Origin of the sequence: Corynebacterium sp. HMSC074E01, from assembly GCF_001808885.1 — a bacterium.
Taxonomy (GTDB): domain Bacteria; phylum Actinomycetota; class Actinomycetes; order Mycobacteriales; family Mycobacteriaceae; genus Corynebacterium.
The window spans coordinates 142943-160502 of the sequence record NZ_KV794821.1 but is presented as its reverse complement, the minus strand read 5'-3'; the positions used below and the strand labels follow the sequence as shown (position 1 = coordinate 160502).

The following is a 17560-nucleotide window of genomic DNA, read 5'->3' as shown; positions in this document are numbered from 1 at the left end:
GCGGCGGCATCGACGCCTGGCAAGAGCACATCTCCGAACTCTCGGCCGAAGCCGACGCCGAGGCGAGCTAGAGACCATTTCTCTCGATGACCTAGAGGCCGAACGTGGCGTGGAGAATTAACTTCATGCCGCGCGGTGCGAAAGCCTTCCGAAAGCTAGCCAGGCCAACGCAGAAGAGAGTCAGCAGGTTTCTTCGCGAAGTCTACGATTAATCAGCCAACGGGTCGGTTCCGCCGAGCTTCATCTCGAAACGCTCGTAGTCCTCTAGGTTCGCAAAGTGCCGCGAGTAGAGATCACAATCGCGGTCTACATAACCATAGAGGGCTGGCGCGACATCCACGATATGCCGTACCTTCACGTCCTCACCATCGGCCTGCTCGTTCGCCATCGCTTCAACGCGCTCTCGAGCCTTCTCTTCCGACTCCGCATACACAATATAAAAGTCCTCGCGGAAGAAGCTTTGGGCAGATGAACTGGACTTCTTAGCAAGCTCCATCACGACAATTCCAACATAAGGTTCCATTGCCGGCTACTGTCCTTTCCGGTTCTTGGTCAGCTTGGGCTCGACTCTACCTGCTCACCCAGACCACGTAGCGTGGAAAGAATCAGCCGGTCGCCCTTTAAGCTCATCTCCAATGAAGATCCATTCCGCGCCCACGGCTTCAGCAGCGTCTACTCGCTGCGCGGCGGCATCGACGCCTGGCAAGAGCACAACGACACATAGCTCGCACTCTTGCTCAGTCTCCTCTGCTCACATGGCATCTTGTAAAAGGCATCAACCAGAAGGCGTTTTCAGAGCCAAAAACGCCTTTTACCCCCGCGCAAATGGCGTTTTTGATCCCAGAGATGCCTTTTGACAGATGCCATTTGCCAGACGCCTTTCGCAGAGGTCCTCGGCCGGTCGCCTTGTAAACTCACTGGCATGAGAAGCCGCCAGTATTACGTCGCTACCGCTGTGGTGTGTGCTCTCACGCTGGCGTACATGCTGCTGCGCTGGGGCTCGGTGCCCGATCCCATCCCGGTCCACTTCGATGGTTCGGGCAACCCGGACCGCTTCGAGCCAAAGTCATTCCTCAACGCAACGGTCCTCGTGTGGATCGGCGTTGTGTTCGCCATCGCGCTTCCGTTGTGCGTGCCGCCGCTCTCGCTGGCTCGAAAGACAGCGCAGGTTCCAGCAGAGTCAGCTCTTCCGTTCTCCGAGGCCACCGCCCAGCGCGCGGAGCTGCTCACTGGAAAGACCACCATGTTCATTGCCCAAACAGTCCTCACTATGACGGTCTGCCTGTGCCTCACCGCGGTGTGCACCGTCATTCCGGACATCCCCTTCTCGGGCTTTCTCCTCGTGGCCGCGTGGATAGCCTTCACCGTGTTCATCATGATTCAGGGCCTCAGATTGACGCTGACATCTGCGAAGGCTGTGAAAGCCATACCAACCGACGATGATGAACAGGTTCGCAACGAAGCACTTCGTTTTGCCGGCAGCATGGGCATCTACAACGAGCCCATAGACCCCATGTGCATGGCGGTCTTTTCCATGAACCCTTCGAAGCTGCAGATCAACACCGCGCACGAACCGGGCCGGCGCTACCTGTGGCGCATGGGCATCGCCCTTAGCGCATCCATGGCATTCTGCGTGCTCATCGCCGTACTCTAGATGCATGGAGCAGCTGTTTGAGCGCGCACACTCGATTCTTTCTGATGCCACCCACGTCGAGGTTTTCACCGGCGCGGGCATGAGCGCGGACAGCGGCATCGCCACGTACCGCGATGCGCAGACGGGCATCTGGGAGAATGTGGATCCGGTGGCGATGGCGTCGATAAGCGCATGGCGAACCGAGCCTAAGCCCATGTTCGCCTGGTACCTGTGGCGCGCACAGCTGGCGCAGCGGGCCGAGCCCAACGCCGGGCACCGCGCGATTGCTGCCGCACGCGGCATGACGGTGACCACGCAAAACATCGATAACCTGCACGAGCGCGCCGGAAGCCAGGACGTGGTTCACCTACACGGCTCCTTGTTCGCCTTCCGCTGCACCGACTGCGATACGCCGTATGACGAGGACATTGCGCTGCCGAACGAACCGGTCGAGAGCATCACCCCACCCGAATGCCCCGTGTGCGGCGGGCTCGTACGCCCGGGCGTGGTGTGGTTCGGCGAGGCCCTGCCCGACGACGAATGGGCCGAGGCCGAGCGCCGCATGTCCACCGCGGACGCGCTGCTCATCGTTGGAACCTCCGGCGTGGTCTACCCTGCCGCCGGCCTGCCGCAGATTGCCCACGCGCGCGGCATCCCCATCGTGGAAGTCACCCCGCAGCCCACGGACCTCTCGCCGCTTGCCAGCGTGGTGGTCACCGCCACCGCAGCGGAGGCGCTATCTCGCATCCTGGCGGGGCGGATCGGATAAACAGCAACCCGATATCCCGCGACCCTTGCCCACCGAAATGTACAAGATGTACATTTGCAGTATGAAAACGATGTCAGTGGCATCCAGCCAATTCCGCCAATCCCAAAGCCAAATTCTTGAAGAGGCACAGCACACACCCGTCGCCATCACTAGCCGTGGAAGCCGTGTTCGCGCTTTTGTCGTCTCTCCCTCATTTTTCGCCCGCGCAGTCGAAGCACTAGAAGATCGTGAGGATGTTCAGGCGGCAGAGATTGCCCGAGGAGAAGCCGTAGAGATTTCACACGAAGACCTCAAAAAAGAACTCGGACTCACCTAATCGCCTTCTATGGCTAACTCCACTTATCACATCACCTATAAGGCATCCGCAGCCAAGGAGCTACGCAAGCTCGACAGGCCGACACAGAGGCGACTACTTGCTGCAATCGAAGACTTAGCCGTTACCCCTCGCCCGGATGGAGTAAAGAAACTAAAAGCTTCAGATGACCTGTACAGAATTCGAGTCGGACACTATCGCGTGGTTTATGAAATCATAGACGGAAAACTCGTGGTGCTCGTCCTGCGCGTTGCTCACCGACGAGATGTTTACCGGAAATAGGTAAAATTCCTCTCAGATAAACTAAACCGGTTCCACCCTGCCAGAAGGTGAATACTCCACTTCGATCGGAAGATAGTTCTTACACATCTAGATCGATGTCGTGCTCCTTAGCCTTTCCGTCCAGTACTTGCTCGTAAGACTCCAATAGCCGGCGAGCATTGACTGGGGAGCCGAAAAGATAATCAGTCTCTACCCACGCCGAATAGTTATCCTCTGACATCACGAAACCGCCTTCCTTACCACAACCATTATTCCCCCCGAGAGGAGATGAATCCATGCTCTACCTTGTTCCAGGAGCCTTAGCGGGAATCACCTTTTACGCCATTCTCATAGCAGTGAGCTGGGCCATCGAAAAAGCCTGGCCACAACGACGTCTAGGCGCACATAGCCGGTTGACCCTCCACTGCCTTGCCGCAGTTGCATTTTCAATTTTTCTCGCCTTGCCTGGCGGCGGCGGAAACTGGGCCACCCACCTGCAAATTAGCGGGTTCCTACTAGTGGGATGCGTTCTGAGCTGGGTGACTGCAGCGATGAACAACGGAGACAATGCCTGACGCCGTAGAGCGATAACGTCCCTTAATCGTCATTCCTCACATCCCTAATGCATACAAACCCTGTGAGTTGTTCTCCGGGGAGGCATAAGGGCTTCTTCCCTGCATTTTCTCTTCGCTCATTAACGGAGAAAACGAATTGAGCGAACTGGGGAACAATCTGTACCGATGGAAAAAGCTCCCTTAATTGGCGAGTAATACGCCATCCCGCGTCGTACCATCGAAATCTATCGAATTGGTCCTTCCAACGCGGACGCTGGCAAAAGCTATCGGGTTTCTCGAGGAAATTCTGCTGGAATTCCTCCGTCCACTCAAGGATTTCGCTTCCCAGACCGGGCCCAATCCCTAAGTCTTCAGGAAGATAGAATCCGATTCTATTAGCCCCAGAAACTATGAGTTCTTCAGACGGCCACAGCGAACTTGGGTGGCTGTACTCTGGGCGGAGGAATATTTGCCGATTGGCCATGGAACCAGAATAGCCCAGTGCCACTGCTAAATATACGCAAGATTCTGGTGCAATCACCAAAACAATTGGCGGAGGCGGCGGGATTTGAACCCGCGGTGAGTTTCCCCACGCTGGTTTTCAAGACCAGTGCATTCGGCCGCTCTGCCACGCCTCCTCGTCACGCGTCAGCATGCACCGCGCGCAACACGTTCAGAGTACTAGACTCCGCCGCGGGAGAAGAATTCGGCTCAACACGTCACCGATAATCGCCTCACAACCGCAGGTTCGCCAGTGCTACTCGTCCTACTGATTGCTTTGCGACGCCGCGGGTGCGCCATCCGACTCCTCATGCTGAATGCGCGAGACATGCAGTCGGGCGTGGGCGATGGCGTCGAGAGTGTCGTCGAAGACGTGATTCTCGTGCGCAAGCTGGTCAAATACGCCGAGTTCGCGTAACACCGGAACATGTTCGGGCTTCGTGGCTGAGAGTAGGACCCGGGTGCCGTGACGTTCAAGGCGCCCGATCGTGTCAGCGAGCATCTGGGCGCCAGTGGCGTCAATCGTCGTGACATAGCGCATGCGGAGCACGACAACCTTGACCGACGAAGCATCAGCGAGATCGAGGAGGAAATCGTGCGCTGCGCCAAAGAAGAGTGGGCCTTCCAAGCGGAAGGCGGCGATGTGCTCATCGAGGAGTTCGCGTTCCTTGTCGCGGTGGTCTCCTGTCTCCAGTGGAGCGGCCTCTAACACCGCCGTGCGGGCGGTATCGCGCAGCGCGAAGAAGCCCGCTATTACAAGGCCAATGAGCACGGCGACGACAAGGTCGAACACGACGGTGGCGGCAGCCGTAATAAGCAGGGTGACCCCGTCGCCCTTGGTGGCGCGCATCACCGAGCGGAGGTTCCGCGGATGGATCATCTGGATCGCAGTGGCGATAAGCACGCCGGCAAGCGCAGCGAGAGGAATCTCGCCCACCCACCGGGCCGCGACGAGCACTGCGACGAGCAAAAGCAGCGAATGGAACACCGCCGCCAGGCGCGTACCTGCGCCGGCCCGCACGTTGACGGCAGTTCGGGCGATCGCGGCGGTCGCGGGGATTCCGCCGAACAGGGGCGCGACGACATTGGCCACGCCCTGCCCAAAGAGCTCGCGGTCGGGATCGTGACGGTCGCCGACAGTCATCGCGTCGGCAACCGTTGCAGACAGTAACGATTCCAACGCACCGAGAGCTGCGACGGCGACCGCTGCCAACAGCAAGGAATCCAGGTGCTCCCACGGGATGTGCGGCAAGCGCGGAGCAGGCAACGTCGACGGGATGTAGCCGATTGTCTTCAGGTTACTGTCTGCCAGCATGTTGATGGCCGTCGCGGCAGCTACCAACACCAGCGCCGCGGGAAAGCCACTACGAACGCGCGCCGCAACCACGATTCCGGCCGCCACCGCGAGGGTCATCACTGGCGCCTGCCATCCCGGGGCATCTAACCAAGCTTTGATTGCGCCCCACGCCAACCCGAGGACCTTCTCGCCGTCGACGTCAACACCGAGTGCAGCAGGCAGCTGTTGGAGGCCGATGATCACCGCAATACCGGCTGTGAAACCTTCGACGACAGGCAAAGGCATGTACTTCATCGCGCGGCCAGCGCCGGTGAATGCCAGTAAGAGCAGCATGAGTCCCGCCAGCACGCCGACAACGAGCACCCCATCGGCACCATGGTCGGCCACGATGGGGATTAACACGACGGTCATTGCGCCGGTCGGGCCGCTTACCTGAACATTGCTACCACCGAAGACCGCGGCCAAGATGCCCGCGACGATGGCCGTCGTAATTCCGGCTGCGGCGCCAACACCGGACGCAACGCCGAAGCCGAGCGCGAGGGGCAGTGCGACGAGGGCCACCATGAGGCCTGCCGAAAGGTCGCGCCCGATCGTCGCGCGGGACCAGTCCGAGCGGCGCGGTGCGAAACGCAGGGCACGCGATCGGATGCCCACCTTAGAGACGGTGGAGGGGTAGGTCATGCTACTTTCTTGCTCCTTAAAAGCTCAACGACATCCAAAGGATACACAAGGCGCCATCCTTCGACGGGCCGCATTCGCAATTCTGGCCGATGCCTCATGTTGACGAATTCCCACCACACCCCAACCCTTCGACACTAACTTGGCCAAGTCAGGGTTGGGCGTGACGCCTGCCACAAATTAATGAAAACCATTGCCATATAAACCCTCCTCTGGTTTACTCGCGGCCATGCAGACAGTAGATACCCTCATCATCGGCGGTGGCGCGGCCGGCCTGCAGGCAGCCCTAGTCATGGTCCGCGCCCGCCGCAGCGTGCTCATTGTTGATTCCGCCACTCCCCGCAACCGTTTCGCCCATGAAATTCATGGAGTCATTGCCCTCGAGGGCACGCCACCCCTTGAGTTCCAGGAGCGCGGCAAGGAGCAGCTGCGCAACTACGGCGTACAGATCCTAAACGCCACCGTAAAATCCGTCACCGATAATGACCGAACACTCACCGCCACGTTGAGCAACGGTGAGACCGTCGCGGCCCGCTCCATCATCGTCGCCAGCGGCGTGGACGACGTACATCCAAACATCCCGGGCCTGCAAGAAAACTGGGGAAATACGGTCCTCCACTGCCCCTACTGCCACGGATACGAGGTGGCGGACAAGAAGCTCGGCGTGCTCTACATCGGCGAGTTCTCCTTCCACCATGCGGCAACCCTCCGCCAGTGGTCGAAGGACATCACTTTCTTCACCAATGGAATGGAATTCACCGACGAACAGCGCGCGGATCTGACCCGGCGGGGCATTGCGCTTATCGACGGCCCCGTCACCGCCTTCCAGGACGGAAAAGTCCTGGTGGAAAGCGGCGAGCATGCCGTCGATGCACTGTTTTACATGCCCATTCCCCACCCACACGATGACTTCCTCGCTGACCTCAACCTCAAGCGCCACAGCCCACCGGCTGCGATGGGCGGCAGCCTGATCGAGGCTGATCTCACCGGTGCCACCAGCCACCCGCGCGTCTGGGCGGTGGGCAACGTGGTCAATCCAGGCGCACAGGTGGCCATGGCCATGGGCCAGGCCAATGCTGCTGCTATTACGGTCAACGGCTTCCTCGTCGAGGACGATTGGATTTAAGTACGGTGGTGTGGCATGAAAGCCATCATTCAGACCAATCCGGAAGACCCACACTCGCTGGAGCTAGGGGATGCAGATAAGCCGCAGCTAGGCGCCGGCGAAGTCCTCGTTAAAGTCAAAGCCGCCGGCGTAAACCGCGCCGACCTGCTCCAGGCCCGCGGGCACTACCCACCGCCGCCGGGCGCTTCGGAGATTATCGGCCTCGAAGTCGCAGGCGAAGTCGTCGACGCAGGCGACACCGACGTCGCGGTTGGCTCCAAGGTCGGCGCACTGCTGGCCGGCGGCGGCTACGCCGAGTATGTGGCCGTGCCGCAGGGCCAGCTGCTGCCCATCCCCAGCGGCTACTCCTTTGCCGAGGCCGCCTCCGTCATCGAGGTGGCCTGCACGGTCTGGTCCAACATTGCTATGGAAGCGAAACTAGAAAAGGGCCAGACCATCCTCATCCACGGCGGCGCGGGTGGCATCGGCACCTTCGCCATCCAGGTGGCGAAGCAACTGGGCGCCACCGTCGCCGTGACGGCTGGCTCGGACGAAAAACTCGAGACCTGCAAGGAACTCGGCGCGGACATCCTCATCAACTACAACGAGCAGGACTTCGCCGAGGAACTGAAGAACCAGTGCGATGTCATCCTCGACATCATGGGCGCGAAGTACCTCAAAAAGAACCTCATCGCGCTAGCCAAGGGTGGCCACATGGTCACCATCGGCATGCAGGGTGGCACGAAGGCCGAGCTCAACATGGGTATTCTGCTTAACAAGCGCCTGACCCTGCAGGGCACCACGCTGCGCTCCCGCTCGTTGGAGGGCAAGGCCGCCATCGTTGCGGACACCGTCAAAAATGTCTGGCCTTGGTTGGAAGACGGCAGCGTCAAGCACCACCTGCATCGCACATTTGCGCTTGCTCGCGCCGCCGAAGCCCACAAAGCCCTCGACTCCGGCGAGGTCACGGGCAAGCTCGTCCTCGAGGTCTAAGCCAAAGACGCGACCACGCGGGTGAGGTGCTCGACGTCGTGATAGGTGCTAAACGGACTCAGCGAAACCGTAACGGCACCGCCAACCTCCTCCACACCCATCTCCGTAAGCAGTGGGGTGTGCGGGGCGATGGTAGTCACCAACCCATTATCGAAGAGGCGGCGGTGGATCACGTCCGCAGGCACATCGCGCACGGCGAAGGTCAGGCGCGGGAGGCGGTCATCGGAGGCGTCGGCTGCCGCTTCCCCCGTCACACCAAGGATGTGGACGGCCGGCAGCGTGCCCAACAAGCTGTAGAGATCCCCGGTGAGATCCTCCATATAGCCGGAGAGAGCTTGCATCGAACGCGTCAGGCGCACGCGGCGCGAACCGCGCTCCCCGCCGGCGAGTTCCGCCACATGATCCACTAGGGGGCCAACGCCACCCGCCAAGCCCGCGGAAACCGGGCCAACGACAAGCTCATCGAGGCGGCGGAACATCGCGGTATCGCGGAAGACCAGCGCTGCCATCTGCGGGCCACCGAGAGCACCCACATCCACGCCGAGGATATCCGCCCCAATCGCATCAAAGTCGAGGAGACGGTAGGGGGCGATCGAGGAGACGTCGACAAGCACCCAGGCGCGCGAGCGCTCATGGACCGTATCAATAATCTCCGACGCCGAGGTGACCGTACCCAGCAACTCGTGGGCGGCAGAAAAGGCCACGAAACGCGTCGATCCATCAACCAGATCGGCGTACTGGAAGGCCGGTAGCTCGCCCGTGCCCAAGTCCGGCTGCGCCCACCGAATGTCAGTACCGAGGTGTGCGAACGCGCTCGTAAACTCCGGAGAATCAAAACGGGAGAGCACCACCGAGGACTGGCGGCGCAGTAGCGGGCGCAGTGCAGCGCCCAAAGCCTGGTACAGCACCGGCAGCGATGGGCCCAGGATGACGCGCTCCGCCGTCGCTCCCGTGAGATCGGCCACCGCCCGGCGCGCGGAAGCATACATATCCGCCGCGTGGAGCTCTCCTGGGTCGTGATGCGCCGAGTGCGCGCCCACGGCATCCTCCAACGGTTTCACCGTGGCGGACATGCGGAAAGAACGGGCCACGCCAGAGGCCACGCGCTCCGCAATCTGCGGCGCGGCATGCGCGTTCAGGTAGGTCCAACCATCGGACAGACCAGTGTAAAGACCTCGCACGCTGGCGACGTCATACTGTTCCGTCATGCTTCAACCCTTCCTCCCGATGCGGATGAACGCTCCCTACTCTATACGCCCCATGTACATCTTTCCTAACCCTCGATTTTCCCAGCTCGTTCGTGTTTTCCCAGGTTAAGGGCGTGTGTGTAGGTGTTTGCCGGACGTGCGCGCTAGGGTGAAGGACGTGCAAGACAAGAAAAACCTGCGTGACGACGTCGCCCGCATGACCTCCGCGCCTGCACCCGGTGAGGAGCCGGCCTCGCGTTCCATGACCATGTCGGCGGCCTTCGCCGATCTGTTGCAAGGCGCTCGCCAGCGCGAGCTGTGGTTCAAGCTGGGCATCCAAGACATCAAGCAGCGCTACCGCCGCTCGGTGCTGGGGCCTTTCTGGATCACCATCGCGACCGGCGTGATGGCCGCGGCCCTGGGCCTGCTGTACTCCATGCTCTTCCAGATCCCCGTGGCAGAGTTCCTGCCCCACGTGACTGTGGGCCTGATTATGTGGAACTTCATTTCGGGTGCCATCAAGGAAGGCTCGACGGTCTTCATCGACAACGAGGGCCTGATCAAACAGCTGCCCGCACCACTGTCGGTACACGTCTACCGCCTGGTCTGGCGGCAGACCCTCTTCTTGGGTCACAACCTCATCATCTGGCTGTTGCTCATTCTTATTTTCCCGCGCCACTTGGGCTGGGAGTTCTTCCTGTTCATCCCGGCGCTAGGACTCTTCCTAGTCAACGGCGTGTGGGTAGCCATGTTCTTCGGCATCATCGCCACCCGTTTCCGTGACGTTGCCCCGCTGCTGGAGGCCCTAACCCAGCTGCTCTTCTACGTCACGCCGATCGTGTGGATGACCAACACCCTGAAGGATCAGGGAGGTGCCGTGGCCAGCCGCGCACGCATCGCTGAGATCAACCCGCTCTACCACTACATGGAGATCATCCGCGCCCCCATGATCGGCGAGCCCGTCGCCGGCTATCACTGGCTCATCGTCATCGGCTGCACCGTCGCCGGCCTGCTCATCGCCGGCCTGGCCATGCGCCAGTGGCGCTTCCGCGTCTCCTACTGGGTCTAGAAAGGATCGTCCATGGTTTCCATTGATACGTATAACGCTTGCGTGGACTTTCCCATCTTTGATGCCAAGTCCCGCTCCCTCAAGAAGGCGATGCTCTCCACGGCCGGTGGCTCCATTGGCAAGAATGACCAGAACGTGGTCATGGTGGAAGCGCTCAAAGACATCAACCTCCACCTGCGTGAGGGCGACCGCGTCGGCCTCGTCGGCCACAACGGCGCAGGCAAAACCACTCTGCTGCGACTGCTCTCCGGCATCTACGAACCCACGCGCGGCGCTGCCGACGTCCGCGGGCGTGTGGCCCCGGTCTTCGACCTCGGCGTGGGCATGGACCCAGAGGTCTCCGGCTATGACAACATCATCATCCGCGGCCTCTTTTTGGGCCAGACCATCAAGCAGATGAAGGCCAAGATGGATGAGATCGCGGAATTCTCGGAGCTGGGTGATTACCTCTCCATGCCGCTGCGCACCTATTCCACCGGTATGCGCGTGCGCCTAGCACTGGGCGTGGTGACCTCCATTGAGCCGGAGATCCTGCTTCTCGACGAAGGCATCGGCGCCGTCGACGCCGCCTTCATGGCCAAGGCCCGCGTCCGTCTTCAGGACCTGGTGAAGCGCTCCGGCATCCTAGTCTTTGCCTCCCACTCCAACGACTTCTTGGCGCAGCTGTGCGATACCGCCCTGTGGATCGACCACGGCCAGATTCGCTCGGTAGGCGAGGTCTCCGAGGTCGTCGGCGAGTACGAAGGCCCCGAGGTGGGCCAGTACGTGCGGGATTTGCGCAAGCGCTTCGACAACGAGGAGAACGTCTAGAGCTAATACCCAAGCATTTCGCGCAGCTCTTCACTCATCCCGGCCACAGTCACTTCCGGCCCCGGCTGATAATCCTCTTTGCGCAGCACGGCCTTGTTTCCTTCGATGGTGTAGCCCAGCTTGCGCGATACAGCCTGGGAAGCCTCATTGCCCAGTTCCCACTCGGAGCGCAGCTGGCGCGCGCCCAAGTACTCGAAGCAAAATACCGCAGCGGCGTGGCGGACCTGCGTACCTATCCCGCGACCCTGAAGACGGTGGTAGATCCACGATCCGGTTACGACCTCATGGTTATCGGGAAAATTCTGCGCCCGCAGATCCACCGAACCAATGACTTCACCGCCAAGGTGCACGCCGAAGTCCAACGACCACTCCTCCGGAGACATCTGCGCACGGTGCGCCCACCGGAAACTCGGGTCCGGCTTCTGCTTCAACCACGGGAACGTGTACTCCGGAAGCGGCTCACCAAAAATCTCAGTGGCACTAACACCGTGGATGGCGGCGATGTCGCTATCACGCAGCACCCGCAAGGTCAGCTCGCCGACCTGCACAGTGAGTTTGAATGGAGCCCACATCTCTTCGATACTTTTTACAGCCATGGCAGCATCGTATAACTCATCACGGATGGCACAATAGAATCCATGACTGCCACCCTGTCCCAGGCCGGAACGACGGCCGCTGTGATCGTCACCCACCAGCGCGTGGAGCTGCTGCGCGCCTCCCTTGAGCAGGTGGTGAACCAGACACACCCGGTGCAGTGGGTGATCGTGGTGGATAACGGTGCGGAAGCAGCAGTAGAGGATCTCCTCCACGAACTCGCCGGCGAGCGCGGCGTCTACGTGCCTTCGGAAACCAACCTTGGCGGTGCGGGCGGCTTTGCGCTGGGATTCCTGACAGCTCTGGCCCTCGGCGCGGATGCAGTGTGGTGTGCTGACGATGACGGCCGCCCCGCCGACCACCACGTGCTCGAGGAGCTCTACCGAGTTGCGGAAAACAACAGCCTCCACGAAGTCTCCCCAGCCGTGTGCAATATCGACGAGCCCGCCAAGCTGGCTTTCCCACTGCGCCAGGGCCTGGTGTGGCGGCGTTACATGAGCGAACTAGAGGGTGATTTCCTCCCCGGCATTGCCTCTCTCTTCAACGGGGCACTCATCTCTGCCGAAGCCATGGAGATCATCGGCGTACCGGACTACCGCCTGTTCATCCGTGGCGATGAAGTGGAGTACCACCGCCGCCTGGTCAACTCAGGCTTAAGCTTCGGCACCGCGCTGACCACCAGCTACCTGCACCCGGATGGCTCCGATGAATTCAAGCCCATCCTCGGCGGCAAGATGCACACGCAGTATCCGGAGGGCGAGTTCAAGCGCTTCTTCACCTACCGCAACCGCGGCTACCTTCTGTGGCAGCGCGGCATGCGCAAGCTGCTGCCGCAGGAATTCGCGCGTTTCGGCTGGTTCTTCATCGTGCAGCAGCACGACGTGAAGGGATTCATGGAATGGCTGCGCCTCCACAACCGCGGCCGCAAAGAAGACTTCCGCCGGCCCTAAAACTCAAAGGACTTTCGCGTGCTGCGGAAAATCACCCACCGCTGAACAAAGAAGTTGATAAGCGTTGCCGTGCCCTGGGCAATCACGAAAGCCACTGTCAGCGCCCAGGACGAAGGCCAGTCCAGCGTGTGATCAAAGAAGGGGAAAGCCCAGCGATACAGCACAATGTTGATCGCATAGGTCATGGCGTAGGTGGCAAACACGGCAGCAAAGCGGCGCTTCGAAGCCCGCGCGTTGAAGGTCCACCGCCGGTTCAATAAATAAGCCACGAAGGTGCCGGCGGCAAAGCCAATAGTTCTCGAGGCCACATCGCCAAACAGACCTAAACCAATTTGAAAGAGCCAGGTCAGGGAGACGTCGATAAGCGCGGCAATAGCCCCCGTGATCGCGAACTTCGTACCCTGCGCCTGCAGGGAATTCGACCGTGAGAGGCGTTCGGCGCGACCGGGCATGGTTACTTTCCTTTGAAGATGAAGGCGCGCTGAATGGCGAAGTTGGTCACCGTGGCCACGCCTTGTGCGATGACGAAGGCGATGGTGTCCTTGAGTGCGCCGTCGAAGCCCAGGCTGATCAGCGGGGCGTTGAGCACCCAATACAAGAAATTCTGCACGGCGAAAGTAGACAGATACAACAAGCCCACGGCACCGGCGGTGCGACCAGAAACCTGGGCGCCAAAAGTCCACCGGGCATTCGCCACATAGGCGGCGATAGTGCCGAAGACCCAGCCAATCGCCTTCGCCAAAGAACGGTGCAGGCCTAGGTACGTCAGAAAGAGGGTAAGGCCATAATCAATCGCCGCAGTGAAAACACCGACGGATACGAAGCGCACGAGTTGGGTCTTCATGCTAGAGGTAGGTTCAGTCACGGCGAAATACTCTACCCGCGGACAAGAGCGCGGTAAATGTCCAGGCGGTCCACGGGCGCGACGGCGTTTTCACCATAGGCGCCGAGAGAAGAAAGCACCTTAAGCGAAGCCAAGCACAGCTCCCGAATTTCCGGGCCACGCAGCTCCTCGCCATCATCGTCGACCCACCCCAGCGCGGCCATAGAGGTCTCCGCTACGGAATCGGTCAATTCGCGCCCGCCCATGCAGGACAGCGCTAGAGCCAACGACCAGAAAGCATCCTTACCCTCGTTCGTCACCTCACGCGGCAAAGTGCGCAGCTGGCGAAACACCCCAGCATCAATGCTCACCTCACGCTTCAAATCCAGCGCTTGGAGAAGTGGAACGAAGTCATAGAGCCGGGTTCTTTCAATCAGCGCGCGAACGGGACTAGCCACAAGTTCCAGAACCTCATCAATTGTTTCCTGACCGGTGAGCTCCGCATTCACGGCGGTGAGATCGAAGGGTGTGTGGAAAGAACCGGAACCGCCCACGCACAGGGCCTCCGGCGTCCCGCTATCGCGCGGGTAGGTCTCCACCACAACAATCTCGAAATCCCACAGCCCCCAGGCATAATCAACCTGCTCGCCTTCGCGGCTCAAGAATTCGCGCACGGTGTGGTTCGGATCGATGCGCTGGCCGCGGGCATCTGTGTGCTCAAAAAAGTGCCACGGTGAATCCTCGTGCGGCAGCCCGAAGCAGATTTCAAGAATATGGTGGAGCTCTTCCAACGTGAGCGCATCGGAAAAACCGATCTGACGGTGAACCTCGGCATCCGCGCGGACGTTAGATACCTGACACAGCAGGGTTCGAGCAGAATCACCACGATTGGCGCGGACCTGCGCCAAATCTGTGACCTTTGAGCTCATGTGCCCCACCATACGCACTTTTAGTTGCGGGCGGTGAGCTCGCGTGCTTCAAGCTCGCTGAGAATGAAAACGATGGCGGCACTGATTCCACCCCAGACGGTCCAGGGTCTTGCCACCCCGCGGCGGCGAATAAATCGCACCACGCTGCGCTCAGTCTTTACGGTGATCCATCCGCCCAGCAGCAGAATGCCGAAGGCAACCGGGATGGCCCACACGGGGACATCGGGAGTCTCCGGCTCCGGCCGGTCCTCGTGGCTCTCGGCATTAGTAATGGCCACGAGTGCGCCGAACCCGAGGATTGACAGCACATAGGCGAGAACGAGCGCAGTCTTATTCTTAATCCAGTCGGGGAACGCGGTCATAATGCCCACGGCCGCGGCTTGGATGATGCGTCCGGCAAGGGTGTCATCCAGCGCATAATTATCTTGCTTGGGAGAAGTCATACCGCCCCACTTTAAGCGGGCGGTAGGCTACCGTGCATGTACTCCTCTAAAAAAGAGCACCTCACCCCAGCACAGCGAGCAGCGCAAGATGAGCGCGCCGAGGAAGACAAGCGCCACGGCCACTTTCTGGCGACAGAACACACGTCGCTACCGCTCAATGGTTTTATGACGCGGCTCATCGCCGAGGAACTTCCCATCCTCGATTCCACTTCGCGCGGCCGCGTCTATGAGATCCTGCGTGAGTATGACGGCCCAGAGATTAGCTCCCAAGAAGAACTGCCGGAAGAAATCCGAGAGATCATGGATCTGTACTAATTCCGAACTAAAACCACAGACTCGGACAATACAAACGTTCCGTTTACTTGGCTTTTGTACCTAATCTCACGTTTTCACTCCCGCCACAGGCACTACCGCCTAGGTAGTGTAGAAAACCGACCCATCACATCGAATCAAAGAGTAAGAGATGGAACTGCATACTACTGAGAAGTCCCTCCACGGTTGGGGCCGCACGGCGGCGACAACCGCCCACGTTTTGTCCACCCCAGACGTCGACGTCATCAAGACCGCCGTCGCCCAGGTGGCTGAGGACAATGCTGATAAGCCTTCCCACCTGCGCCGCGGCGTCATCGCCCGCGGTATGGGCCGCTCCTATGGCGACCCCGCGCAGAACGCCGGTGGCCTCGTCATCGACATGCAACCGCTCAACAAGATCCACTCCATCGATCCGGAGTCGGGCATTGTCGACGTCGACGGTGGTGTCACCCTCGACCAGCTCATGAAGGCCGCCCTGCCCTACGGCCTGTGGGTTCCTGTTCTGCCGGGTACCCGCCAGGTCACCATCGGCGGTGCTATTGGCCCGGACATCCACGGCAAGAACCACCACTCCGCCGGTTCTTTCGGCGACCACGTCACCTCCATGGAGCTGCTCGTGGCAGACGGCCGAGTCCTACACCTGGAACCGGAAGGTGAGAACAGCGATCTCTTCTGGGCCACCGTCGGCGGCATGGGCCTGACCGGCATCATCCTGCGCGCCAAGATCAAGATGACGAAGACGGAAACCGCCTACTTCATCGCGGATACCGACCGCACGGATAACCTCGATGAAACCGTGGCCTTCCACTCCGATGGCTCGGAGCACAACTACACGTACTCCTCCGCGTGGTTCGACGTCATCTCCCCGGAACCAAAGCTGGGCCGCTCCACCATTTCCCGCGGCTCCCTGGCCACCCTGGAGCAGCTCGAGGAGCTCGCCCCGAAGCTGGCGAAAGACCCGCTGAAGTTCAATGCCCCGCAGCTGATGACGGTTCCGGATATCTTCCCGAACTTCACCATGAACAAGCTCTCGCTCATGGCTATCGGCGAGGCCTACTACCTCATGGGCGCCCCGGCGCGTAACCAGGTCAAGAACCTCACGCAGTTCTACCAGCCGCTGGATCTTATCGGAGAGTGGAACCGTGGCTACGGCTCCAACGGCTTCCTGCAGTACCAGTTCGTGGTGCCGACCGACGCCGTCGAGCCCTTCAAGGACATCATCCGCGACATGCAGAAGTCCGGACACTACTCCGCGCTCAACGTGTTCAAGCTCTTCGGCCCGGGTAACAAGGCCCCGCTGTCCTACCCGATGCCGGGCTGGAATGTCTGCGTGGACTTCCCCATCAAGCCGGGCCTGGGCGCCTTCCTCGACGACCTGGATAAGCGCGTCATGGAATTCGGCGGCCGCCTCTACCTGGCCAAGGAGTCCCGCACCTCGGCGGAGAACTTCCACAAGATGTACCCGGGCCTCGAGGGCTGGCTCAAGACCCGCAACGACATCGACCCGACCGGCGTCTTCGCCTCCGATATGTCCCGCCGCCTCGAGCTGCACTAGAAAGGAACACCCTCATGCTGAATGCAGTAGGCCAAGCACAACACATCCTCCTTCTCGGCGGCACCTCCGAAATCGGCCTGGGCATCGTCGAAGAATTCCTCGAGCGCGGCCCGGCCAAGGTCACCCTCGCGGCACGCGCCGACTCCCCGCGCATCGCGGATGCCCGCGCGACCATCGAGTCCCGCGGTGGCGACGTCGAGGTCATCGACTTTGACGCGACTGACTTCGAGGGCCACGGGGACGTCGTCAAGCGCGCCTTTGAGCGCGACGACGTCGACGTTGCCATCATCGCCTTCGGCACCCTCGGTGACCAGGAAGAACTGTGGCAGGACCAGGCCAAGGCGGTCGCCTCCGCCCAGACCAACTACACCGCACCGGTCTCCCTCGGCGTCTTGCTCGGCCAGAAGTTCAAGGAGCAGGGCCACGGCACCATCGTGGCGATCTCCTCCGTCGCCGGCATGCGCGTGCGCCGCTCCAACTTTGTCTACGGCGCCTCTAAGGCCGGCGTGGATGGCTTCTTCATCAACCTGGGTGAGGCCCTGCGCGGCTCCGGCGCCAAGGTGCTCGTAGTTCGCCCGGGCCAGGTGCGCACCAAGATGTCGGCGGAAGCCGGCGAAGCGCCACTGACCGTCAACGTCTCCGACGTGGCTAAGGCCACCGTCAAGGCGGTGCTGGATGGCAAGCAGTCCATCTTCGTGCACCCGCTGTTTGAGTACGTGTCCTTGGGATTCAAGTTCATCCCGCAGGCAATCTTCCGGAAGCTGCCTTTCTAAAGTTCCGCTAA

22 protein-coding genes and 1 tRNA gene are annotated in these 17560 nt (G+C 60.6%); 13 read left to right on the top strand and 10 right to left on the bottom strand.

The features are described from left to right. Nucleotides 1-208: 208 nt before the first annotated feature. Nucleotides 209-523, bottom strand: coding sequence for a DUF4288 domain-containing protein (locus HMPREF2537_RS01900; protein ID WP_010188343.1), 315 nt, complete (start codon nt 521-523; stop codon nt 209-211). 72 nt (nt 524-595) lie between these two features. On the opposite strand from HMPREF2537_RS01900, the gene HMPREF2537_RS13105 reads away from it, so the two are divergent. The 5 genes from HMPREF2537_RS13105 to HMPREF2537_RS12360 all read left to right on the top strand — a co-directional run bounded on the left by HMPREF2537_RS13105 (nt 596) and on the right by HMPREF2537_RS12360 (nt 2997). Further along, nucleotides 596-724, top strand: coding sequence for a rhodanese-like domain-containing protein (locus tag HMPREF2537_RS13105; RefSeq protein ID WP_256375158.1), 129 nt, complete (start codon nt 596-598; stop codon nt 722-724). Nucleotides 725-922: 198 nt separating this feature from the next. Further along, nucleotides 923-1654, top strand: a complete 732-nt coding sequence (locus tag HMPREF2537_RS01895) for a DUF1648 domain-containing protein (RefSeq protein ID WP_070525086.1) — start codon at nt 923-925, stop codon at nt 1652-1654. A gap of 4 nt (nt 1655-1658) precedes the next feature. Continuing rightward, entirely contained in the window at nt 1659-2402 is a 744-nt protein-coding gene (locus HMPREF2537_RS01890; protein ID WP_070525084.1) for an NAD-dependent deacylase, read from the top strand. Between the two features lie 61 nt (nt 2403-2463). Next, a complete protein-coding gene (locus tag HMPREF2537_RS01885; RefSeq protein ID WP_371591512.1) occupies nt 2464-2718 on the top strand; it encodes a type II toxin-antitoxin system Phd/YefM family antitoxin in 255 nt (84 codons plus the stop codon). Between the two features lie 9 nt (nt 2719-2727). Further along, nucleotides 2728-2997: a type II toxin-antitoxin system RelE family toxin gene (locus tag HMPREF2537_RS12360; RefSeq protein WP_083298940.1), complete on the top strand. Its 270-nt coding sequence runs from the start codon at nt 2728-2730 to the stop codon at nt 2995-2997. 79 nt (nt 2998-3076) lie between these two features. On the opposite strand, the gene HMPREF2537_RS12735 is transcribed toward HMPREF2537_RS12360, so the two are convergent. The 3 genes from HMPREF2537_RS12735 to HMPREF2537_RS01870 form a co-directional block, all read right to left on the bottom strand. Next, a complete protein-coding gene (locus HMPREF2537_RS12735) occupies nt 3077-3217 on the bottom strand; it encodes a type II toxin-antitoxin system Phd/YefM family antitoxin (protein WP_010188335.1) in 141 nt (46 codons plus the stop codon). Between the two features lie 863 nt (nt 3218-4080). Next, nucleotides 4081-4168 (bottom strand) — tRNA-Ser (locus HMPREF2537_RS01875). Nucleotides 4169-4296: 128 nt separating this feature from the next. Further along, nucleotides 4297-6009, bottom strand: a complete 1713-nt coding sequence (locus HMPREF2537_RS01870) for a SulP family inorganic anion transporter (RefSeq protein WP_070517122.1) — start codon at nt 6007-6009, stop codon at nt 4297-4299. 226 nt (nt 6010-6235) lie between these two features. On the opposite strand from HMPREF2537_RS01870, the gene HMPREF2537_RS01865 reads away from it, so the two are divergent. Continuing rightward, the gene (locus tag HMPREF2537_RS01865) at nt 6236-7132 is read left to right on the top strand and encodes an NAD(P)/FAD-dependent oxidoreductase (protein WP_070525082.1); all 897 of its coding nucleotides are present in this window, start codon (nt 6236-6238) and stop codon (nt 7130-7132) included. Between the two features lie 15 nt (nt 7133-7147). Beyond that, nucleotides 7148-8104 carry an NAD(P)H-quinone oxidoreductase gene (locus HMPREF2537_RS01860; RefSeq protein ID WP_070525080.1) on the top strand — a complete coding sequence of 319 codons (957 nt, stop codon included), beginning with the start codon at nt 7148-7150 and terminating at the stop codon, nt 8102-8104. Here HMPREF2537_RS01860 and HMPREF2537_RS01855 read toward each other — a convergent pair. Next, a complete protein-coding gene (locus HMPREF2537_RS01855; protein ID WP_070525078.1) occupies nt 8101-9312 on the bottom strand; it encodes an aminotransferase class V-fold PLP-dependent enzyme in 1212 nt (403 codons plus the stop codon). The two genes, HMPREF2537_RS01860 and HMPREF2537_RS01855, sit on opposite strands and share 4 nt — an antisense overlap. A 196-nt stretch (nt 9313-9508) precedes the next feature. On the opposite strand from HMPREF2537_RS01855, the gene HMPREF2537_RS01850 reads away from it, so the two are divergent. Together HMPREF2537_RS01850 and HMPREF2537_RS01845 are read left to right on the top strand one after the other, a co-directional pair. Then, nucleotides 9509-10360, top strand: coding sequence for a galactan export ABC transporter permease subunit Wzm/RfbD (locus HMPREF2537_RS01850; RefSeq protein WP_070525268.1), 852 nt, complete (start codon nt 9509-9511; stop codon nt 10358-10360). Nucleotides 10361-10372: 12 nt separating this feature from the next. Beyond that, nucleotides 10373-11170: a galactan export ABC transporter ATP-binding subunit Wzt/RfbE gene (locus HMPREF2537_RS01845; protein ID WP_010188329.1), complete on the top strand. Its 798-nt coding sequence runs from the start codon at nt 10373-10375 to the stop codon at nt 11168-11170. Nucleotides 11171-11172: 2 nt separating this feature from the next. Here the strand turns inward: HMPREF2537_RS01845 and HMPREF2537_RS01840 are convergent, their stop codons facing one another. Then, nucleotides 11173-11766, bottom strand: coding sequence for a GNAT family N-acetyltransferase (locus tag HMPREF2537_RS01840; protein WP_083298939.1), 594 nt, complete (start codon nt 11764-11766; stop codon nt 11173-11175). Nucleotides 11767-11808: 42 nt separating this feature from the next. Between HMPREF2537_RS01840 and HMPREF2537_RS01835 the strand changes: the two genes are divergently transcribed. Then, complete coding sequence (locus HMPREF2537_RS01835; RefSeq protein WP_070525076.1) at nt 11809-12714, top strand: galactofuranosyltransferase GlfT1; 906 nt, start codon at nt 11809-11811, stop codon at nt 12712-12714. Here the strand turns inward: HMPREF2537_RS01835 and HMPREF2537_RS01830 are convergent. The 4 genes from HMPREF2537_RS01830 to HMPREF2537_RS01815 are packed head-to-tail and all read right to left on the bottom strand — an operon-like array spanning nt 12711 to nt 14909. Next, nucleotides 12711-13166 carry a GtrA family protein gene (locus tag HMPREF2537_RS01830; RefSeq protein ID WP_070525074.1) on the bottom strand — a complete coding sequence of 152 codons (456 nt, stop codon included), beginning with the start codon at nt 13164-13166 and terminating at the stop codon, nt 12711-12713. The two genes, HMPREF2537_RS01835 and HMPREF2537_RS01830, sit on opposite strands and share 4 nt — an antisense overlap. A gap of 2 nt (nt 13167-13168) precedes the next feature. Then, nucleotides 13169-13558 (bottom strand): GtrA family protein, encoded by a 390-nt coding sequence (locus HMPREF2537_RS01825; RefSeq protein WP_010188318.1) that lies wholly within the window; start codon nt 13556-13558, stop codon nt 13169-13171. 32 nt (nt 13559-13590) lie between these two features. Next, nucleotides 13591-14466 carry a plasmid pRiA4b ORF-3 family protein gene (locus HMPREF2537_RS01820; protein ID WP_070525072.1) on the bottom strand — a complete coding sequence of 292 codons (876 nt, stop codon included), beginning with the start codon at nt 14464-14466 and terminating at the stop codon, nt 13591-13593. Between the two features lie 20 nt (nt 14467-14486). Next, nucleotides 14487-14909 carry a hypothetical protein gene (locus HMPREF2537_RS01815; RefSeq protein ID WP_070525070.1) on the bottom strand — a complete coding sequence of 141 codons (423 nt, stop codon included), beginning with the start codon at nt 14907-14909 and terminating at the stop codon, nt 14487-14489. A 36-nt stretch (nt 14910-14945) separates the two neighbouring features. Here HMPREF2537_RS01815 and HMPREF2537_RS01810 point away from each other — a divergent pair, with 36 nt between their 5' ends. The 3 genes from HMPREF2537_RS01810 (at nt 14946) to HMPREF2537_RS01800 (ending at nt 17549) form a co-directional block, all read left to right on the top strand. Beyond that, entirely contained in the window at nt 14946-15224 is a 279-nt protein-coding gene (locus tag HMPREF2537_RS01810; RefSeq protein WP_070525068.1) for a hypothetical protein, read from the top strand. A 148-nt stretch (nt 15225-15372) separates the two neighbouring features. Continuing rightward, a complete protein-coding gene (locus HMPREF2537_RS01805; RefSeq protein WP_070525066.1) occupies nt 15373-16776 on the top strand; it encodes a decaprenylphosphoryl-beta-D-ribose oxidase in 1404 nt (467 codons plus the stop codon). Nucleotides 16777-16790: 14 nt separating this feature from the next. After that, on the top strand, nt 16791-17549 hold the full coding sequence (locus tag HMPREF2537_RS01800) for a decaprenylphospho-beta-D-erythro-pentofuranosid-2-ulose 2-reductase (RefSeq protein ID WP_070525064.1): 759 nt from the start codon (nt 16791-16793) through the stop codon (nt 17547-17549). The last annotated feature ends 11 nt before the right edge of the window (nt 17550-17560 follow it).

Coding starts and splice junctions, on each gene's coding strand:
- HMPREF2537_RS01895 (WP_070525086.1), top strand. CDS start 923: ATGAGAAGCCGCCAGTATTACGTCGCTACCGCTGTGGTGTGTGCTCTC.
- HMPREF2537_RS01815 (WP_070525070.1), bottom strand. CDS start 14,909: ATGACTTCTCCCAAGCAAGATAATTATGCGCTGGATGACACCCTTGCC.
- HMPREF2537_RS01800 (WP_070525064.1), top strand. CDS start 16,791: ATGCTGAATGCAGTAGGCCAAGCACAACACATCCTCCTTCTCGGCGGC.
- HMPREF2537_RS01840 (WP_083298939.1), bottom strand. CDS start 11,766: ATGGCTGTAAAAAGTATCGAAGAGATGTGGGCTCCATTCAAACTCACT.
- HMPREF2537_RS01850 (WP_070525268.1), top strand. CDS start 9,509: ATGACCTCCGCGCCTGCACCCGGTGAGGAGCCGGCCTCGCGTTCCATG.
- HMPREF2537_RS01865 (WP_070525082.1), top strand. CDS start 6,236: ATGCAGACAGTAGATACCCTCATCATCGGCGGTGGCGCGGCCGGCCTG.
- HMPREF2537_RS01825 (WP_010188318.1), bottom strand. CDS start 13,558: ATGAAGACCCAACTCGTGCGCTTCGTATCCGTCGGTGTTTTCACTGCG.
- HMPREF2537_RS01900 (WP_010188343.1), bottom strand. CDS start 523: ATGGAACCTTATGTTGGAATTGTCGTGATGGAGCTTGCTAAGAAGTCC.
- HMPREF2537_RS01855 (WP_070525078.1), bottom strand. CDS start 9,312: ATGACGGAACAGTATGACGTCGCCAGCGTGCGAGGTCTTTACACTGGT.
- HMPREF2537_RS01805 (WP_070525066.1), top strand. CDS start 15,373: ATGGAACTGCATACTACTGAGAAGTCCCTCCACGGTTGGGGCCGCACG.
- HMPREF2537_RS01870 (WP_070517122.1), bottom strand. CDS start 6,009: ATGACCTACCCCTCCACCGTCTCTAAGGTGGGCATCCGATCGCGTGCC.
- HMPREF2537_RS01820 (WP_070525072.1), bottom strand. CDS start 14,466: ATGAGCTCAAAGGTCACAGATTTGGCGCAGGTCCGCGCCAATCGTGGT.
- HMPREF2537_RS12735 (WP_010188335.1), bottom strand. CDS start 3,217: ATGTCAGAGGATAACTATTCGGCGTGGGTAGAGACTGATTATCTTTTC.
- HMPREF2537_RS01810 (WP_070525068.1), top strand. CDS start 14,946: ATGTACTCCTCTAAAAAAGAGCACCTCACCCCAGCACAGCGAGCAGCG.
- HMPREF2537_RS01860 (WP_070525080.1), top strand. CDS start 7,148: ATGAAAGCCATCATTCAGACCAATCCGGAAGACCCACACTCGCTGGAG.
- HMPREF2537_RS01885 (WP_371591512.1), top strand. CDS start 2,464: ATGAAAACGATGTCAGTGGCATCCAGCCAATTCCGCCAATCCCAAAGC.
- HMPREF2537_RS01835 (WP_070525076.1), top strand. CDS start 11,809: ATGACTGCCACCCTGTCCCAGGCCGGAACGACGGCCGCTGTGATCGTC.
- HMPREF2537_RS12360 (WP_083298940.1), top strand. CDS start 2,728: ATGGCTAACTCCACTTATCACATCACCTATAAGGCATCCGCAGCCAAG.
- HMPREF2537_RS01845 (WP_010188329.1), top strand. CDS start 10,373: ATGGTTTCCATTGATACGTATAACGCTTGCGTGGACTTTCCCATCTTT.
- HMPREF2537_RS01890 (WP_070525084.1), top strand. CDS start 1,659: ATGGAGCAGCTGTTTGAGCGCGCACACTCGATTCTTTCTGATGCCACC.
- HMPREF2537_RS01830 (WP_070525074.1), bottom strand. CDS start 13,166: ATGCCCGGTCGCGCCGAACGCCTCTCACGGTCGAATTCCCTGCAGGCG.